At 50.1% G+C, this 18,368-nt stretch carries 12 protein-coding genes and 1 tRNA gene; 10 read left to right on the plus strand and 3 right to left on the minus strand.

Going from position 1 to position 18,368, the window contains the following annotated elements:
- The first annotated feature begins 7 nt into the window (after positions 1-7).
- The 6 genes from HPS54_RS00385 (at position 8) to HPS54_RS00410 (ending at position 9,217) form a co-directional block, all read left to right on the plus strand.
- Entirely contained in the window at positions 8-2,122 is a 2,115-nt protein-coding gene (locus HPS54_RS00385) for a S46 family peptidase (protein WP_172343517.1), read from the plus strand.
- 234 nt (positions 2,123-2,356) lie between these two features.
- A complete protein-coding gene (locus HPS54_RS00390; protein WP_172343518.1) occupies positions 2,357-3,037 on the plus strand; it encodes a M15 family metallopeptidase in 681 nt (226 codons plus the stop codon).
- 48 nt (positions 3,038-3,085) lie between these two features.
- Positions 3,086-4,294 (plus strand): THUMP-like domain-containing protein, encoded by a 1,209-nt coding sequence (locus tag HPS54_RS00395; RefSeq protein ID WP_172343519.1) that lies wholly within the window; start codon positions 3,086-3,088, stop codon positions 4,292-4,294.
- 129 nt (positions 4,295-4,423) lie between these two features.
- Complete coding sequence (locus tag HPS54_RS00400; protein ID WP_172343520.1) at positions 4,424-5,572, plus strand: N-acetyltransferase; 1,149 nt, start codon at positions 4,424-4,426, stop codon at positions 5,570-5,572.
- A 150-nt stretch (positions 5,573-5,722) separates the two neighbouring features.
- Positions 5,723-7,612 (plus strand): DNA topoisomerase IV subunit B, encoded by a 1,890-nt coding sequence (locus HPS54_RS00405; RefSeq protein WP_253951904.1) that lies wholly within the window; start codon positions 5,723-5,725, stop codon positions 7,610-7,612.
- A gap of 12 nt (positions 7,613-7,624) precedes the next feature.
- Positions 7,625-9,217: a S41 family peptidase gene (locus HPS54_RS00410; protein ID WP_420907303.1), complete on the plus strand. Its 1,593-nt coding sequence runs from the start codon at positions 7,625-7,627 to the stop codon at positions 9,215-9,217.
- A gap of 576 nt (positions 9,218-9,793) precedes the next feature.
- On the opposite strand, the gene HPS54_RS00415 is transcribed toward HPS54_RS00410, so the two are convergent.
- Complete coding sequence (locus tag HPS54_RS00415) at positions 9,794-11,467, minus strand: S41 family peptidase (RefSeq protein WP_172343523.1); 1,674 nt, start codon at positions 11,465-11,467, stop codon at positions 9,794-9,796.
- Positions 11,468-11,643: 176 nt separating this feature from the next.
- Between HPS54_RS00415 and HPS54_RS00420 the strand changes: the two genes are divergently transcribed.
- Positions 11,644-11,717: transfer RNA gene (locus HPS54_RS00420), tRNA-Asn, on the plus strand.
- A gap of 59 nt (positions 11,718-11,776) precedes the next feature.
- Positions 11,777-12,277 carry a DUF4251 domain-containing protein gene (locus HPS54_RS00425; protein ID WP_172343524.1) on the plus strand — a complete coding sequence of 167 codons (501 nt, stop codon included), beginning with the start codon at positions 11,777-11,779 and terminating at the stop codon, positions 12,275-12,277.
- Positions 12,278-12,441: 164 nt separating this feature from the next.
- Here the strand turns inward: HPS54_RS00425 and pnp are convergent, their stop codons facing one another.
- Positions 12,442-14,766, minus strand: a complete 2,325-nt coding sequence (gene pnp / locus HPS54_RS00430; protein ID WP_172343525.1) for a polyribonucleotide nucleotidyltransferase — start codon at positions 14,764-14,766, stop codon at positions 12,442-12,444.
- Positions 14,767-15,456: 690 nt separating this feature from the next.
- Between pnp and crcB the strand changes: the two genes are divergently transcribed.
- Together crcB and HPS54_RS00440 are read left to right on the plus strand one after the other, a co-directional pair.
- On the plus strand, positions 15,457-15,834 hold the full coding sequence (crcB, locus tag HPS54_RS00435; protein WP_172343526.1) for a fluoride efflux transporter CrcB: 378 nt from the start codon (positions 15,457-15,459) through the stop codon (positions 15,832-15,834).
- A 1-nt stretch (position 15,835) separates the two neighbouring features.
- The gene (locus HPS54_RS00440; RefSeq protein ID WP_172343527.1) at positions 15,836-17,002 is read left to right on the plus strand and encodes a redoxin domain-containing protein; all 1,167 of its coding nucleotides are present in this window, start codon (positions 15,836-15,838) and stop codon (positions 17,000-17,002) included.
- 153 nt (positions 17,003-17,155) lie between these two features.
- On the opposite strand, the gene HPS54_RS00445 is transcribed toward HPS54_RS00440, so the two are convergent.
- A complete protein-coding gene (locus HPS54_RS00445; protein WP_172343528.1) occupies positions 17,156-18,346 on the minus strand; it encodes an FprA family A-type flavoprotein in 1,191 nt (396 codons plus the stop codon).
- Positions 18,347-18,368: the final 22 nt, after the last annotated feature.

Genomic DNA, 18,368 nt, shown 5'->3' on the forward strand with positions numbered 1-18,368 from the left:
AAACGATATGAGAAAACTAACATTATTGGTATTGTGCGTCTTTTCGCTTTTCAAAGCAAAGGCGGACGAAGGCATGTGGACGCTCTACAACCTGCCGGAGGCGGTATATGAGCAGATGAAGGCAGAGGGATTCAAATTGCCGTACGATGCTCTTTACAGTGGAAACGATGCTATCATGAAGTCGGTTGTAAACTTCAGCGGTTTCTGTTCGGGTGTTGTAGTGTCGCCGGACGGGCTTGTTTTTACCAACCACCATTGCGGTTTCGAGGCTATACGCAGCCATTCGACGGTTGAGCACGATTACATGCTGAACGGTTTCTATGCCAAGTCTTACAGCGAGGAGCTGCCCAACAAGAACATGTTCGTGTCTTTCATGGTAAAGCAGGAAGACGTTACGGACCGTCTTTTGGAGCAGGGCTTCGACTATAAGGACAATGACGGCAAGGCGGAGCTTATCGAAAAGCTTCAGAAAGAGCTTGACCTGGAAGCCAAGAAGCAGGACAGCACGTATCACGTGGAGATAGACGCCTTCTATGAGGGCAATAAGTATTTTGCCACAACATATCAGGCGTTTACCGATCTGCGCCTTGTCTTCACCATACCGAAGTCTATGGGCAAGTTCGGAGGCGAGACCGACAACTGGATGTGGCCACGCCAGACGTGCGACTTCAGCGTGTTCCGCATCTATGCCGACCCGAAGACCAACGGTCCGGCTGCCTATTCGGAAAACAACGTGCCGTATCATCCCAAGCACTGGGCACCCGTCTCTCTGCAGGGATATAAGGACGGCGACTTTGCCATGACCATGGGCTACCCCGGAAGCACCAACCGCTATCTGTCGTCATACGGCATAAAGGAGATGCGCGATGCGCAGAACACACCGCGTGCACAGGTTCGCGGTGTGAAGCAGGACGTTATGATACGCCACATGAGGGCAGACGAGGGCGTGCGCATAAAGTACGATTCGAAGTACGCTCAAAGCTCCAACTACTGGAAAAACTCACTCGGAATGAACAAATGTATCGATTCCATCGGCATTATAAACCAGAAGCAGCAGTATGAAAAACTCATCCGCGCATATCAGGACAGCACGGGATATCTTAAGGGCAAACTTGATTTCAGCGTAATGGAGAACCTTTACAACAGGCAGTTCGACGTGATGCGCAACCTGTACTACTTCATGGAGACCTTCCGCCGCACCAACGAGCTTGCCACACGCGCCATGCTTGTGAACCAGGGAATAGAGGTTAAAGGACCCAAGAACAAGCCTTCAAAGCAGTATGTTGAGTTCAAAGACAACAGCGACACATGGGACGAGGCTCTCGACAAGGAAGTGTATGCCGTGCTGCTGAAGAACTACCGCGAGCATGTGGACGCCGCGGCACTGCCCGAGTTCTACAAGACCATCGACACACAGTTCGACGGCGACTATGCCAAATACGTGGACTATCTTTGGTCAAACTCCATTCTGATGAAGAAAGGCAAGAAGATCTACTTCACGAAGAAGGAGTATAAAAACGACCTCGGTGTGCAGATGGGCATGGACCTTGTCACGATGTGGGGCGACATGCTCGGCAAGATGCGCAGCCTTAACGACTCTATAGGCATTCAGGAAAAATACCTCTGTGCAGCCAAATTGCGCATGGAGGAAGACATGCCGCACTATTCCGACGCCAACTTCACGATGCGTCTGAGTTACGGACAGGTGGGCGGCTTCACCTTGAACGGTGCCCCCTCGGGTTATTACACCACGGCGGAGAGCATCGTGGAGAAGATGAACAAGAGCGACAAGATGATCGATTATGTTGCAGAGCCTATAATGAAAGAACTTCTCTCGGCACCGTCGTTCGGTAAGTATCAGGACAAGGAGACCGGCAAGATGCAGCTTTGCTTCCTCACCAACAACGACATTACGGGCGGAAACAGCGGCTCACCGATGTTCAACGGCAACGGAGAGCTTATCGGTCTTGCTTTCGACGGCAACTGGGACAGCCTCTCGAGCGACATCTTCTTCGACCGCACGCTGGCACGCTGTATAGGTGTGGACATTCGTTTCGTGCTCTTCATGATGGACAAGTGGGGACACGCAGACCGCCTTTTGAAGGAGATTAATGCGAAATAGGCATCTTTATTGACTTATGGGGTTTATAGGACTTATAAGCCTTATAGGTCTTATAAACCTTGTTTTGCAACCCCTTGAAAATCAAAATGATACCTTTTAGTTTCCAATATGCCGTCTTTCGCGTTCTGAAAGACGGCATTTTAGACTGCAAAAGGCGGCATATTGGAAACTGAAAGATCATGTATGACACTTGAAGTCATTGTCACCGATGTTTCAAAGAATAATTTACCGGTTATGAAAAGAACTTTTATCGCCACATATTTTGTACTGCTGTTTCTTGCGGCAGGCGCGCCATGTCATGCCCAAAAAACATCAGCCGCAGCCCGTGACATGGAGCGTAAGGGCATGGTTAACATAAAGAAACTCGACAGTTCGATATTCGTGAGCCTCATGTATGCTCGTCCCGACAATTTCACGGGTACGGTGCTATACGGAGACCTGCGCGATGCTTACCTTCATCCCAAGGCTGCCGCCGCACTGGTAAAGGCGCAGAAACGACTGAAGGAGCTGCGTCCCGACCTCAGTCTGAAGATATACGATGCCGCGCGTCCCATGAGCATACAGCAGAAGATGTGGGACAAGGTGAAGAATACGTCCAAAAGTATATACGTCAGCAACCCGCGCAACGGCGGCGGAATGCACAACTATGGTCTGGCGGTGGATATAACACTATGCACCCTTGACGGCGACTCCATACCCATGGGCACAAAGGTAGACCACATGAGCCGCCTTTCACACATCACCGATGAGGCGGGAATGGTGGCGCGCAGGCAGATGACCGCCGAGGCTAAGAAAAACCGTGAACTGCTGAGGAAGGTGATGATATCTGCCGGTTTCAAGCCTCTGCGCACGGAGTGGTGGCACTTCAACCTCGTGTCGAGAGCCGTCGCGAGGAAATACTACAAGGCGTTGTAATCGACAATTAATAATTTATAATTGATAATTTATAATTGGTTGGGAGATATGACAGCAACTTTCATACACAATCACCGCAACGATGACGTTCGCAAACTGGCATTCCAAATAGCCGGGCGCAAGGATATCGATGTGCCATTCGTGCTCGAACAGATTGCCGGGTGGCAGAAGGCATGTGAAAAACTGCCGTCATGGGCACAGACCGATGGCATCATCTACCCTCCGCATCTGTCCATGGAGCAGTGCTCCGGCGAGACGGCGGCACGTATAAAGGCTGACGTCGCCGGGCGTATATGCGGTTGCGGAACAAGTGACAAGGCATCGTTGCTTGTAGACCTTACCGGCGGTTTCGGGGTCGACTTCTCATTTATGTCGCGCTTTTTCGAACGTTCAATATACGTGGAACGCAACGAGCGACTGTGCGAGACGGCACGCAACAACTTCGGCGTGCTGGCACTTGACGGTGCGGACGTTGTCTGTGCCGACGGCACAGAATATCTTCACAACATAGAACATGCCTCGCTTATATATCTCGACCCGGCACGCCGCGATGCCTGCGGAGGGCGCACCTATGCCATTGGCGACTGCACGCCCGATGTGCTCTGCATGCTTGTCGAGCTGACGGAGAAGGCAGACAATGTGATGCTGAAACTGTCGCCGATGCTCGACTGGCACGATGCTGTTGCCTCACTCAATGCCGTCTGTCCCGACGTGGTGAGGGAGATACATGTCATTTCGGTGCGCAACGAGTGTAAGGAACTGCTCTTCGTCCTGTCGCGTAAAGGTTCCTCGCAGCCGGAGATATATTGCATTAACGACGGACGGACTGTGCGTTGCAGTCTTGAAGAGGCATGCAGGCCCACGCTTACGTCGGATGAGCCTTACACATCGCTTGCCGGCAGATACCTTTACGAGCCCGATGCCTCGGTGATGAAGGCAGGCTGTTTCGGACTGCTTTGCAACCGTTACGGTGTGCGGCAGGTGGGTGTCAACAGCCGCCTGTTCGTGTCGGACAGAGTGGTGGACGACTTCCCCGGTCGGCACTTCGCCGTTACCGCCGTTTCGTCGATGAACAAGAAAGAACTGAAAACCGTGCTCGCAGGTGTGACGAAAGCCAATGTCGCCGTGCGCAACTTTCCCCTTACCGTGGCGGAACTGCGCAAAAGACTTCGGCTTGGAGACGGCGGCGATGTCTATGTGTTCGGCACTACGTGCGCCTGCGGTACACGTGCGGTACTTGTATGTTCCAAAATATGAACAGCGGATGTATGTCCGTTGCTTTACGTCAATTCCAAATGAAAGTGAAATAAAGCGTTTTTCTTTGGTTTTTAGACCAAATAATATTACTTTTGTAATGTTTTATTACGTAATATACAGAGGTAAAAAATGCCGTCAGTTAAAATAAGGAAGGTTGAAAGCAAGAACGATTTAAAGGCTTTCATCAATTTTCACTACAGTCTTTACAAGGGTAACAAGTTTGATGTTCCTGCCTTGTTCGGCGACGAGTACAACACTTTGAGCAAGGAAAAGAATGCGGCCTTCGAGTTCTGCGAAGCCGAATATTTCATGGCTTTCGATGAAAACGGAGTGATGAAAGGGCGTGTCGCCGCCATAATAAATCATCGTGCGAACGAAAGATGGAACCGCCGTAACGTACGTTTCGGGTGGATAGACTTTGTGGACGACAAGGAAGTTTCCGCCGCACTGCTCAAAGCCGTTGAGGAATATGGCAGGGAAAAGGGCATGGCGGAGATTGTGGGACCGCTCGGGTTTACTGACATGGATCCCGAAGGAATGCTTACATGGGGCTTCGACCAACTCGGTACGATGCCCACGATATACAACTATCCGTATTATCCGGAGCACATCTCGGTCCTTGAAGGTTATGAAAAGGACAACGACTACGTTGAGTTCAAGCTCACGGTACCTAAGGAAGTGCCGGAGAAATACAACAAGATAGCACGCATGATACAGACGCGGTACAATCTTCATGTGCGCAAGCTGACGCGCAAGGATGTCTTTCAGGGCGGATACGGATACAAGATGTTCGAACTGCTCAATGCCACCGGAAAGGATCTTTACGGGTATTCGGAACTGTCGGAGCGGCAGATAAAACAATACATAGACATGTATTTCCCGTTTGTAGACCTCGATCTGATTACCGTTGTGGAAGACCGTAATGCCGGGAACAAGATGGTTGGTGTGGGCATAACAATACCCTCGCTTTCCGTGGCGTTGCAGAAATGCCGGCGCGGACGGTTGTTTCCATTCGGCTGGTGGCATGTACTGCGGGCGTTGAAGTTCAACAGGACCAAGGGTGTAGACCTGCTTCTCATGGGTGTGTTGCCCGAGTACAGAGTGAAAGGCGCCAACGCGCTGATGTTTGCCGACCTAATCCCGCGCTATCAGGCACGTGGTTTTGAGTGGGGAGAGAGCCAGGTCGAGATGGAGAGCAACGAGCATGTGCAGAGCCAGTGGCAGCATCTCGACTACGTGATGCACAAGCGCAGGCGTTGTTACAGAAAGATATTGTAAATACGAAAGACCGTCGGCACGTCATGCCGGGCGTTGATATATTATATGGAAGAGAAAAGCAAGAAGAATATAACGGACGAAGTGGATGTTCAGGCAGCTGCCGGCACCGCCGTGGAATATAATGACGACAACATCCGCCACTTGTCGGACATGGAGCATGTGCGCACCCGTCCGGGCATGTATATCGGACGTCTGGGCGACGGTACGATGCCCGAAGATGGCATATACGTGCTCCTTAAGGAGGTTGTGGACAACTCAATAGACGAGTTCCGCATGAATTCGGGCAAGCGGATAGAGATAGATCTCGACGAGCATCTGCGTGTGTCGGTGCGCGACTACGGGCGTGGCATACCACAGGGAAAGCTTATCGAAGCGGTGAGTGTGCTCAATACGGGTGGAAAATACGACTCGAAGGCTTTCAAGAAGAGTGTGGGACTGAACGGAGTGGGCGTCAAAGCCGTCAACGCTCTTAGCTCGCGGTTTGAGGTGAGGTCGTATCGCGACGGTCAGGTGCGTACCGCAAAGTTTGAAAGAGGCGTCCTCGTGTCGGACGTTACGGAGCCCACCGAAGACGAGACCGGCACTTATATCTTCTTCGAGCCGGACGATACGCTTTTCAAGAATTACTCGTTTCATGACGATTTCATGGAAACGATGCTCCGAAACTATACTTATCTGAATACCGGTCTTGCCATAATGTACAACGGCAGGCGCATTCTCAGTCGCAACGGGCTTGAAGATCTGCTCAACGACACTATGACCAACGATGGCATATACCCCATAATACATCTTAAGGGCGAGGATATAGAAATTGCGTTTACGCACGCCAACCAGTACGGAGAGGAGTACCACTCGTTCGTGAACGGTCAGCATACCACCCAAGGAGGCACCCACCAGAGTGCTTTCAAAGAGCATATAGCCCGTACGATAAAGGAGTTCTCGGGAAAGAATTTCGAGTATGGAGACATCAGAAACGGTCTTGTGGCAGCTATAGCGATAAATGTGGAGGAACCGATGTTCGAGAGCCAGACGAAGATAAAGCTGGGTTCGCAGACCATGAGTCCCGACGGTGTGACGGTGAACAAGTATGTCGGCGACTTCATAAAGAACGAGGTGGACAACTATCTGCACAAGCATGCCGACGTGGTGGAGGTGATGTTGCAGAAGATACACGACAGCGAGAAGGAGCGTAAGGCAATGGCGGGTGTGACAAAGCTTGCACGTGAGAGGGCGAAAAGGGCGAACCTCCATAACCGCAAGCTGCGTGACTGCCGCATACACTTCAGCGATGTGAAGAACAACCGCAAGGAAGAGAGCGTCATATTCATAACCGAGGGCGACTCGGCAAGCGGTTCCATCACCAAGAGCCGTGACGTAAACACACAGGCGGTGTTCTCTCTCAGAGGCAAACCGCTCAACTCTTTCGGGCTTACAAAGAAGGTTGTGTATGAGAACGAGGAGTTCAATCTGTTGCAGGCTGCCCTCGACATAGAGGACGGACTGGACACGCTGAGATACAACAAGGTGATTGTGGCTACCGATGCCGATGTCGACGGCATGCACATACGCCTGCTCATAATAACCTTTTTCCTGCAATTCTTCCCCGAACTTATCAAGAAGGGGCATGTCTATGTGTTGCAGACGCCGCTCTTCCGTGTGCGCAACAAGCGTACGAAAATAAAGAACAAGAAGACTCTGCAGGCTGATGCCGACAAGGAGAGTGAGGGCGGAAAGAAGAAGGGAGACTTCATCACGCGCTACTGTTACAGCGAGGAGGAACGTCTGAACGCCATCTCCGAACTCGGTCCCGACCCCGAGATAACGCGTTTTAAAGGTCTTGGAGAAATCAGTCCGGACGAGTTCGTGAATTTCATAGGTCCCGACATGCGTCTTGAACAGGTTACTCTTCATAAGACAGACCAGGTGCAGAAGCTGCTCGAATATTACATGGGAAAGAACACTCCGGAGCGTCAGAACTTCATTATAGACAACCTTGTGGTAGAGGAAGACCGTCCGGAAGAGGACGTGGAAGTGTTCTGATAATATCTTTTTATGACAATGAACAGACTTACATCATTATTATTAGTCGTGTTAATGCCGCTTGCAGTTTTCTCTCAGCTGCGCATCAACATGGACAAGGACAGCCCTTTGCGCAAACTTCAGATAGCGGAGCTTGCGATAACAAATCTTTATGTTGACTCGGTAGACGAGACACGACTGGTGGAGGACGCGATACGCGGCATGCTGGAGAAGCTCGATCCGCACTCGTCGTATTCCGACCCGAAAGAAGTGAAGGCGATGAACGAGCCTCTGCAGGGCAATTTCGAGGGCATCGGAGTGCAGTTCAATATGGCAGAGGACACGCTGCTTGTTATACAGCCCACCACCAACGGACCGTCGGAGAAAGTCGGTATACAGGCGGGCGACCGCATTGTTACCGTCAACGATACCGCCATTGCCGGAGTGAAGATGCCGCGAGAGGAGATAATGCGGCGCCTTCGCGGTCCTAAGGGCACGAAGGTGGTGCTCGGAGTTGTTCGCCGCGGTGTGGGAGGAGTGCTCACCTTTACGGTCAAGAGAGACAAGATACCAATCAAGAGTATCGATGCAGTGTATATGATACGTCCCGGAGTGGGATATATCCGCATAGGCAATTTCGGTGCAACTACGTACGATGAGTTTATGGAAGGCATGGTGCAGCTGAGGAAAATGGGAATGAAAGACCTCGTACTCGACCTCCAGGACAACGGCGGCGGATACCTCCATGCCGCCGTGCAGGTGGCGAACGAGTTTCTCGACAATAACGAACTGATAGTGTATACCGAGGGGCAGAAGGTGCCGCGCAACGAATATCGTGCTCGCAGGGACGGCAGTTTCAATAGCGGACGGGTGATAGTTCTTGTCAACGAATTTACCGCCTCTGCCGCCGAGATTGTGACCGGAGCGATACAGGATCATGACCGTGGCACGGTGGTAGGACGCCGCACGTTTGGCAAGGGACTTGTACAGCGTCCCATAGACCTGCCCGACGGTTCGATGATACGTCTCACCATATCTCACTATTATACACCTTCAGGGCGCTGTATACAGAAGCCTTATACCAAAGGCGACCGCAAGGACTATGCCATGGAGCTTGACAAACGCCTCAAGAACGGTGAACTGACAAGCGCGGACAGCATACATTTTGCCGACTCGCTGAAATACTATACGCTTAAGGAACATCGCACGGTGTATGGTGGCGGAGGAATTATGCCTGACTTTTTCGTGCCGCTCGACACGACAAAATATACACGCTTGCACCGTGAACTTGCCGCCAAGGGCATTATTATAAACTCAAGTTTGAGGTATGTCGATGCCGAGCGCAAGAGCTTGAAGCGCGAATATGCTTCGTTCGACGATTTTAACAGACGTTACGAAGTGCCCGAAAGTTTGATTCAAGACGTGCTTGGTAAAGGCGTAGAGCAGGGCGTCAAGCCCAAGGACGATGCCGAGACGGAGCGTACCATGCCGTATCTTAAAATGCAGCTGAAAGCTCTTATTGCCCGTGATATTTGGGATATGAACGAGTATTTCACTGTGTTTAACGGTTCGAGCGACATCGTCAACAAGGCTCTTGAGTTGCTTGATGAGGGGCAGGGAAGGTAAATAAAAAGGAGATAAGAGAATATATAAAGAGATATGTGGCTTGCGCCACGGGAGATAAAGGACAATGGTCTTGAAACAAACAACAAGGCTTTTGTCCTTTATTTCTTTTTTATTTTATTCTGTCTCCTTTTGTCTTATTATTTAAAAGAACCAGTTTTCCGGTAGGGATGCTCCATGGAGCATCCGAAATCGCATGGCTTATGGCATTTGCAATGACGGTGGATTATCATTCATTGTCACTTCGGCTGCACCATGGTACAGCCCTACCGGGAGGAGAAACATCGAATGTAAGAAGGAGATAAGGGGGAGATATAAGAAGATAAAGGGAAGATAAAAGACAAAAGCCTTGTTGTTTGTTTCAAGACCATTGTCCTTTATCTCCCGTGGCGCAAGCCACATATCTCCTTCTATCTTCTTTTATCTCCTTTTTCCAAAGGCGACCTCCTGCCTTCTAAGAGGTGCCCTTTTGGCATGCAAAAGGGCACCTTTCAGAAACCGAAAGATGCCCTTTTAGAACGTAAAAGGTATCATGCTGATTTACAATGTGTTACAAAACGGCTCCACACATGCCGTTTTTCACTGCTTCTTTGGCGTCAGCAGAGCCTTGTATTCATCCGGATTGTTGATAAGTCTCACCGCCTCTTTCATCTGTGTGTCGTACCTCAGTCCATACTCCGTGACGCCTGCCTGATAGTAATATGCGGCAAGTATTTCGGCGGCAAGCATCTGTTTAATGTCCTCTTTGTTGTAGTCGAGGTCGTGTTCGAGATTGTGTGTCAGTTTTTTCTTAAGCCTCTCGAAGTCCTCTTTTGCCTCTTCGTAATAGCCTTCGAACTTTGCCAGCTTCTCAAGATTTGCAAGATACTTCTCGCTCTCATGGTCGTATGTAAAACCGCTCTTTAACACCAGTTTCTTGAATTCTTCATACTCTTCGTCCGTGATGTCGAATTCGGCTGCCGGAGCGATGGTCTCATGCTTTGTAATATAGTTCACAACATAGTCGAGCATCACCTCCGTGGAGTCCATTCCCGACGATGCCAGATAGAAAACGATGTTCGGAAGTGAGTCGGGCTTTACCTCTATGTCGGGCATTATGCCGCCTCCGTCGCGTACTTCGCGTCCGTTTGCCGTGTGGAACACACGCGTCAGCGAGTCGGGTATGTGCTCGCGGTATCCGCCGCGTGAGTGCTTGTAGTTTATCGCCTGTATGCACCGACCGCTGGGTATGTAATACTTGCTTGTCGTGAGCTTGAGGTTTCCGTTGTAAGGCAGGTCTACAGTCATCTGCACCAGTCCCTTTCCATAAGTCCGCGTGCCCAATATCACGGCACGGTCAAGGTCTTGCAGCGCTCCGCTCGTTATCTCGCTCGAACTTGCCGTACTGCCGTTTACCATTACAACCACGGGTATCACCGTGTCTATAGGTTCAGCCGTTGTCTTGTAATCATGGTTGACGCGCTTTAGCTTGCCCCTGTTCGACACCACATCCACACCTTTTGGGACGAACATATTCACTATATCCACCGCTTCCTGTTCCGATCCGCCACCGTTGCCGCGCAGATCCAGAACCAATCCTTTCATGCCTTTGTTCTTCATTTCGATAAAGGCGCGCCGTACATCTTTCGAACAGTTCTCGGTGAACGACGACAGCCGCAGGTACCCCACGCTGTCTGTCCGCAGTCCGTAGTACGGCACCGGTGGGTTCTGTATCGTCCTACGGGTTATCCGCATCTGCATTGTCTTGCCCGTAGAGGGGCGTTTTACCTTCAGCATGAATGTCGTGCCGGGGTCTCCGCGCAGGTGCGAACTGACATAGCTCACATCTTTTCCCACCATCGTAGAGTCGTCGATGCTGAGTATTATATCACCTTTCTTCAGTCCGGCTCTGTCTGCCGGCATGCCCTCGTAAGGCTCGTCTATCACCACGTTGCCTTCTTTCAGATTATAGCGTATAAGCGAGCCGATGCCGGCAAACTTTCCTGTATACAGCTCTTTCAGCTCTTTGTTGCGTTCTTCGGGAAAATATTCGGTGTAAGGGTCGAGACTGCGCAACATCGATTTAACACCGTTGCCGATTACCTCGTCGGCATTCAGCGTGTCCACATACATCATGTCGAGATACTTGTAAATCTCGTTGAACACCTCAATGTTTTTCCCTGCATTGAAGTTATGGTCTCCGTTGTCCTGAGCCACGGCACCCGTGAACGGCAACAACAGCAGGAGAACTGTCTGGAAAAGTCTTTTTTTCATTTGCGGTATAACTGTTTTTAGGTTATGCAAAAATACATGTTTATAGCCGTAATAAGCCCTTTCTTCATATAAAAAAACAGTTTTTTAGGAGAAAAATCATTTTTTTTGCGAAATCGTTTGGAAGTTTCCGCTAAACTTCTTACCTTTGCAACCGCAATTAGAGATAATCGCACACTGCTTCAATAGCTCAGTTGGTTAGAGCACCTGACTGTTAATCAGGGGGTCGTTGGTTCAAGCCCATCTTGAAGCGCATAAAGGAAGTTACCATGAGTGACTTCCTTTTTTGTTTTATAACGAAAGGAGGATGACATGAAAAAACTTGTTTTTACGGTTCTTGCGGCGTGTGTGCTGGCAGGTTGCAGTGTCTTGCGTGAGGGCGACGGGATGACGCGTGCCGAGCGGAAGGAGGCAAAACGGAACATGATAACAAATGCCCTGGACGGCAGACGGTATGTAATAGAGGTGAGAACGGCAAATCCTCAGAGATATACGCAGGTGCCGTTAGACTACGGCTATTCGCTCGAGATTGCCGGAGACACCTTGAAATCCTATCTGCCGTATTACGGACGGGCGTACAACATACCTTACGGAGGCGGAAAGGGACTTAACTTCACCGCTCCCATAAGCGGTTATGACGACCGTGGCAGCCGACGTGGTGTAAGGCATATAGAGCTGACCGCCAAAAACGACGAAGACACCTATCTGTATATAATAGATGTTTCTGATAGCGGATATGCTACCATCGACGTATCGTCGAGAGAGCGCGAGCGTATCAGTTTCAATGGCGAGATGAGTTTGGCGATGCCTTAGGGCAATTAAGAATTAAGAGTTAAGAATGAAGGATTCGAAGGTGTGATGAGTTTAGTTGCGTCTTGAGGCGCTTTGATGAGGTGTGAATACGCCGGTCGGCGCCGGTATATAAAACCAAAAAGCTCCCGATGCAACCTGCATCGGGAGCTTTTTTATTATCTCATTCAGTCTATATCCGAACCGTGGTCGAGACTGTCGTTGAAGTCTTTCGGCTCACGTTCCGCCATAGGGTCATGATAGTCGTTGTTCTCGCGGTGCTCGAAGCGGCGCGGTTCTCCGTTTCCGAAGCGGTTGCCACGCTCCTGGCGCGGACGGCGCTCGGGACGCGGACGGCGTTCGCGCTCAACATATCCTTCCGGTTTCGGTATGAGCACGCGGTGAGAGAGCTTGTATTTGCCCGTCTTCTGGTCGATTTCCATGAGTTTTACGGAAATCTTATCACCCTCTTTCAGACCTGCTGCCTCAACTGTTTCAAGGCGCTTCCAGTCTATTTCGGAGATGTGTAGAAGTCCGTCTTTGCCCGGCATTATCTCTACGAAGCATCCGTAAGGCATGATAGAACGTATTGTTCCCTCATATACCTCGCCAACTTCGGGAATGGCAACGATAGCCTTTATCTTAGCCATTGCAGAGTTTATGCTGTCCTTGTTGGGGGCGCTTACCTGCACCTTGCCCTTGCCTTCTACCTCGTCGATGGTGATTACGGCACCCGATTCTTCCTGTATCTGCTGGATAATCTTTCCGCCCGGACCGATAACGGCACCTATGAACTCTTTAGGAATTTCTATTACCTCGATGCGAGGAACCTGCGGTTTCAGCTCTGCACGTGGCTCTGCGATAGTGTCGGTGAGTTTTCCGAGGATATACTCACGACCCTGCTTTGCCTGAAGAAGCGCCTTTTCGAGGATGTCGAAGCTCAGACCGTCGCACTTGATGTCCATCTGTGTTGCCGTAAGTCCGTCTTTCGTACCCGTTGTCTTGAAGTCCATGTCGCCCAAGTGATCCTCATCACCGAGGATATCGCTGAGCACCGCATACTTGTCTTCGCCCGGGTTCTTTATCAGCCCCATTGCAATACCGCTGACAGGTTTAGCCATTGGCACGCCGGCATCCATCAGTGCAAGCGTTCCGGCGCATACTGTTGCCATTGAAGAAGAACCGTTGCTCTCGAGTATCTGCGATACGATACGTACCGTGTAAGGATAGTCTGCCGGTATCTGACCCTTCAATGCACGCCATGCAAGGTGTCCGTGACCTATCTCACGACGACCTACGCCACGCTGTGCCCTTGCCTCGCCTGTGCAGAAAGGCGGGAAGTTGTAGTGCAGCAGGAAACGCATGTAGCTCTTGTCGAGCACGTCGTCCACCATCTTTTCGTCCAGTTTTGTTCCCAGAGTACACGTCGTGAGGCTCTGTGTCTCGCCGCGTGTGAACAGGGAACTGCCGTGAGGCATGGGAAGAGGACTCACCTCGCACCAGATGGGGCGTATCTCGTCCGTCTTGCGACCGTCGAGGCGCTTGCCTTCGTCAAGGATGCAACGACGCATGGCGTCGCGTTCAACATCGTGGTAGTAACGGTCTATGAGCGCGCATTTCTCTTCCAGCTCTTCGTCTGTCAACTCCGTGTGAGCAGCCTTGTAGCTTTCTGTGAAGTCTGCCTTTATCTGTTCGAAAGCCTCGCCGCGTGTCTTCTTGTCACGGTCGCCCGACTCTGCTATGGCATAGCACTTGTCGTATGTGGCGTTGCGCAACTCTTCGCGCAGTTCGTCATCGTTAACCTCGTGGCAGTATTCGCGCTTTATGTCGGTGCCAAGTTCCTTTGACAGTTCTTCCTGAAGTTCGCACATCGGGCGGATAGCATCCTGTGCCACCTTGAGAGCCTGCAGAAGATCCTGTTCGGACACTTCCTTCATCTCTCCCTCTACCATCATGATGTTGTCTTTCGAGGCACCTACCATAATGTCCATGTCCGCCTCTTTCATCTGCTCGAATGTAGGATTGACCACATATTCGCCGTTTACACGTGCAATACGTACCTCCGAGATAGGGCACTCGAATGGAATATCTGAGCATGCCAGAGCTGCAGAAGCAGCGAAACCTGCCAGCGCATCGGGCTGATCTACACCGTCTGCAGAGAACAGGATAACGTTGACATACACTTCAGCGTGGAAGTCTGAAGGGAACAGGGGGCGCAGGGCGCGGTCTACAAGGCGGCATGTCAGTATTTCGTTGTCGCTTGCCTTACCCTCGCGTTTTGTAAATCCGCCGGGGAAACGTCCCGCTGCGGCATACTGTTCTCTGTACTCTACCTGCAAAGGCATGAAATCTGTTCCGGGAACTGCATCTTTTGCGGCACAAACAGTAGCAAGCAATACGGTGTTGCCCATACGCAGCACGCACGAGCCGTCTGCCTGTTTTGCCACTTTCCCGGTCTCAATGCTGATGGTTCTGCCATCGGGCAGTGAGACTGTTTTCGTAATTACGTTCATCTAAAAAATTAAAACTAAATTGTTTCTACATCTAAAATTGTGGGGCAAAGGTACTTAATAAATGCTTAAAAAACGAGCGTTTTATGCGAAATATACACTTAATTTATACTAAAAGAGGGTGTTACTTAAGGTTTTGTAACAACGTTGGCGCGTTGTGACATGTGGCTTTACGAGATGTGGTGTCGTCTTTCCGAAGACGTTAGCGGAATGACCTCGAACGGTTGTATTACGTTTGTAAAATTACGGTTTGTAAATTATTGAAAATCAAGATGATACCTTTTGACGTCTAAAAGACCACCTTTCAGGAGCCAAAAGGTGCCCTTTTGAACTCTGAAAGGTGGTCTTTTATATGCCAAGAGATCGTCTCTTGAAAACAAAAGCATTGAATTTGTTGTTTTGCTCTCGTCTTATCGCTATATTTGACGTCGTCTTTGCCTCCGTCCAATATACTCCCGCTCGGCAAAAAACAAATGAATTTGTTGTTTTGTTCTCGTCTTATCGCTATATTTGACGTCGTCTTTGCCTCCGTCCAATATACTCCCGCTCGGCAAAAAACAAATGAATTTGTTGTTTTGCTCTCGTCTTATCGCTATATTTGACGTCGTCTTTGCCTCCGTCCAATATACTCCCGCTCGGCAAAAAACAAATGAATTTGTTGTTTTGCTCTCGACTTATGCGTATATTTGCACAATGTTAAAGAACATAATACTTGTGGCGGCGGGAGGTGCGGCAGGCAGTGTGGTGAGATATCTGATGTCGCGTGTCGTGAACGGACTTGTCGCAGTGTCGTTTCCTTCAGGCACCATGTTTGTCAATGTCGCAGGGTGCCTGTTCATAGGTTTTGTCTATGGGCTTTGTGCCGGCAAGTGCCGTATGGACGGCAATATGTCGCTTTTGCTCACCACAGGCTTTTGCGGCGGCTTCACAACTTTCAGTACCTTTGCGTCAGAGTCGCTTGAACTCTTCCGTTCGGGTAGTGTCATTGCAGGTGCTCTCTATGCCGGCGTCAGCGTGGCGCTGGGGCTGGCGGCGGTGGCTTTAGGCATGCAGATAACAAAAATGATATAACATGAAAAAGACTATTTTCAATCTTTTCGCGGTTACCGCCGTAGTGGTTGCCGCGTTTACACTTGGTTCGTGCGGAAACAAGAAATTCCGCATAGACGGACAGATAAGCGGGGCGGACGGCTCCATGCTTTATCTCGAAAACCTCAGTTTGGACGGTCCGGTGGCTGTAGACTCGGTGAAACTTGGTGCCGAGGGTACGTTCGAGTTTACCGGAGACGCTTCGCAGGCTCCCGAGTTTTATCGTCTGAGGATAGAGGGAGACATTGTCAACATAAGCATAGACTCGACGGAGACGGTAAGTATAAAGGCTTCGATGCCGGGAATGGCGGCAAACTACACTGTCGAAGGCTCTGAAAACTGTGCAGTGATAAAAGAGCTTGCGATGAAGCAGATGGCTCTTCAGACACAGATCATTGCAATACAGAACAATGCCATGCTTGGGCTTGATGCTACAAGAGACAGCATCATGAAGATTATAGACGCATATAAGAACGATGTGAAGATGAACTATATCTTCAAGGATCCTATGAAGTCGTCGTCATATTTTGCCCTTTTCCAGACTATAGGCAACAGTCTTATCTTCAACCCGCGTCAGAATGAGGATGACATAAAGGTTTTTGCAGCGGTTGCCACGAGTTGGGACGTATATCATCCGGATGCCGTGCGAGGCAAGAACCTTCACAACATAACGATAGAGGGAATGAAGAACATACGCATAGTGCAGAATAAGATGGCGAAGCAAGGTATCGACCCGAGCCGCATCACGGTGTCGAATATCATCGATGTAACACTTCTCGACAACAAGGGAAAAGCCCGCAGCCTAACAGATCTTAAAGGTAGTGTGGTGTTGTTGGATTTCCATGTCTTCGGCACGAAGGAGTCTACAAAGCGTATAATGAAACTCCGCGAGATTTACAACAAGTATCATGACCGCGGATTGGAGATATATCAGGTATCTCTCGACCCCGACGAGCACTTCTGGAAGACGCAGACGGCGGCACTGCCGTGGATAAGCGTGAGAGATCCGCAGGGATTGAACTCCCGCAACCTGTCGTCGTATAACGTTCAAAGCCTGCCCACATTCTTCCTCGTAGACCGCAGTAACGTGCTTTATAAGCGCGATGCGCAGATACAGGATCTGGACGCAGAGATACAGAAACTTCTTTAATTAAGAATTAAGAGGAGGGAAATTAAAAATTAAGAGGTAAGAATTAAGAAAATATGCCTTGGGCGGATATCTATAGGACCTATAGGACTTATAAGACCTATAAAGCTTATACACCGCTCAAGGCATATTCTCTTAATTCTTATCTCTTAATTCTTAATTATTCAATATCTTCTCCGCCATAGCCCGTCCGAGCGCCTCGCACTGTGCCTTGACATCGACGTTCATGTTCTGTTTCATTTCCACGGGCACACCCACCGGCTCGAAGTGTATATGGTGCTCGTTCCAATCGGCAATCTTGCCGGCTGCCTTTCCTGCCCAGGCATAGCTGCCGAACCAGCCTATGTAGTGACGGTTCTTTATGTCGCGACCGGCAATCTCGCTAAGCAGCACATCCATTTCATGATACAGTCCGGCGTTGTATGTCGGTGCACCGACGATGAGTCCGCGATAGCGGAAGATATCGCGAAGGATATAAGAGTGGTGGGTGGTCGACACGTTGTACACCGCTATGTTGCGGATGCCCGCCTCGCTTGCCGCACGCGCTATCGTCTCAGCCATCTTCTCCGTGTTGCCGTACATCGTGCCGTAGCATATCACAAGCCCGTCTTCGGTCTCGTAGCGGCTCATACGGTCGTACATGCCTATAACGCGCTCTATATTGTCGTGCCATACGGGACCATGTGTGGAGCAGATGTAGTCAAGCTGTATGCCGGCGAGCTTTTTCAGGGCGTTCTGAACAGGCGTGCCGTATTTTCCGACGATGTTCGAGTAGTAGCGTATCATTTCCAACCAGAAGCTGTCACAGTTCATGTCAGAGTCTACCACGGCACCGTTAAGCGCGCCGAAACATCCGAAAGCATCGCCCGAAAACAGTATATTGGACGTAGTGTCGAATGTTACCATTGTCTCTGGCCAGTGCACCATGGGAGTAAGCACAAACTTAAGGGTATGTTTTCCCAGGCAGAGCGTATCGCCGTTTTTCACCTCCACACGGTTGTCGGTAATGCCATAGAACCCTGCTGCCATGTCAAATGTCTTCTTGTTGCCAACCACCTGCACGCCCGGATAATACTTCTTTATCAGTGCCAGCGAACCGCTGTGGTCCGGTTCCATGTGGTTTATCACCACATAGTCAATCGGTTTGTCTCCTATGACATCGCGTATGTTTTCGAGAAACTGGAAGAAGAAATCCCCTTCGACAGTGTCGACAAGACACACCTTCTCGTCGTTTATGATATACGAGTTGTACGAAACACCGTCGGGCAATGGCCACAAACCCTCGAACAGATGCTTGTGGCGGTCGTTTACACCGACATAAAACACACCGTTTGTAATCTCTTTCATGTTTTTTATATTTTATGTTTAT

Source organism: Xylanibacter caecicola (assembly GCF_013166515.1).
Taxonomy (GTDB): Bacteria; Bacteroidota; Bacteroidia; order Bacteroidales; family Bacteroidaceae; genus Prevotella; species Prevotella caecicola.

Excerpts from the sequence above, each read along its gene's own strand:
- HPS54_RS00400 (WP_172343520.1), top strand. The coding sequence starts at position 4,424 with ATGCCGTCAGTTAAAATAAGGAAGGTTGAAAGCAAGAACGATTTAAAG.
- HPS54_RS00415 (WP_172343523.1), bottom strand. The coding sequence starts at position 11,467 with ATGAAAAAAAGACTTTTCCAGACAGTTCTCCTGCTGTTGTTGCCGTTC.
- crcB (WP_172343526.1), top strand. The coding sequence starts at position 15,457 with ATGTTAAAGAACATAATACTTGTGGCGGCGGGAGGTGCGGCAGGCAGT.
- HPS54_RS00405 (WP_253951904.1), top strand. The coding sequence starts at position 5,723 with ATGGAGCATGTGCGCACCCGTCCGGGCATGTATATCGGACGTCTGGGC.
- HPS54_RS00445 (WP_172343528.1), bottom strand. The coding sequence starts at position 18,346 with ATGAAAGAGATTACAAACGGTGTGTTTTATGTCGGTGTAAACGACCGC.
- pnp (WP_172343525.1), bottom strand. The coding sequence starts at position 14,766 with ATGAACGTAATTACGAAAACAGTCTCACTGCCCGATGGCAGAACCATC.
- HPS54_RS00385 (WP_172343517.1), top strand. The coding sequence starts at position 8 with ATGAGAAAACTAACATTATTGGTATTGTGCGTCTTTTCGCTTTTCAAA.
- HPS54_RS00440 (WP_172343527.1), top strand. The coding sequence starts at position 15,836 with ATGAAAAAGACTATTTTCAATCTTTTCGCGGTTACCGCCGTAGTGGTT.
- HPS54_RS00390 (WP_172343518.1), top strand. The coding sequence starts at position 2,357 with ATGAAAAGAACTTTTATCGCCACATATTTTGTACTGCTGTTTCTTGCG.
- HPS54_RS00410 (WP_420907303.1), top strand. The coding sequence starts at position 7,625 with ATGACAATGAACAGACTTACATCATTATTATTAGTCGTGTTAATGCCG.
- HPS54_RS00425 (WP_172343524.1), top strand. The coding sequence starts at position 11,777 with ATGAAAAAACTTGTTTTTACGGTTCTTGCGGCGTGTGTGCTGGCAGGT.
- HPS54_RS00395 (WP_172343519.1), top strand. The coding sequence starts at position 3,086 with ATGACAGCAACTTTCATACACAATCACCGCAACGATGACGTTCGCAAA.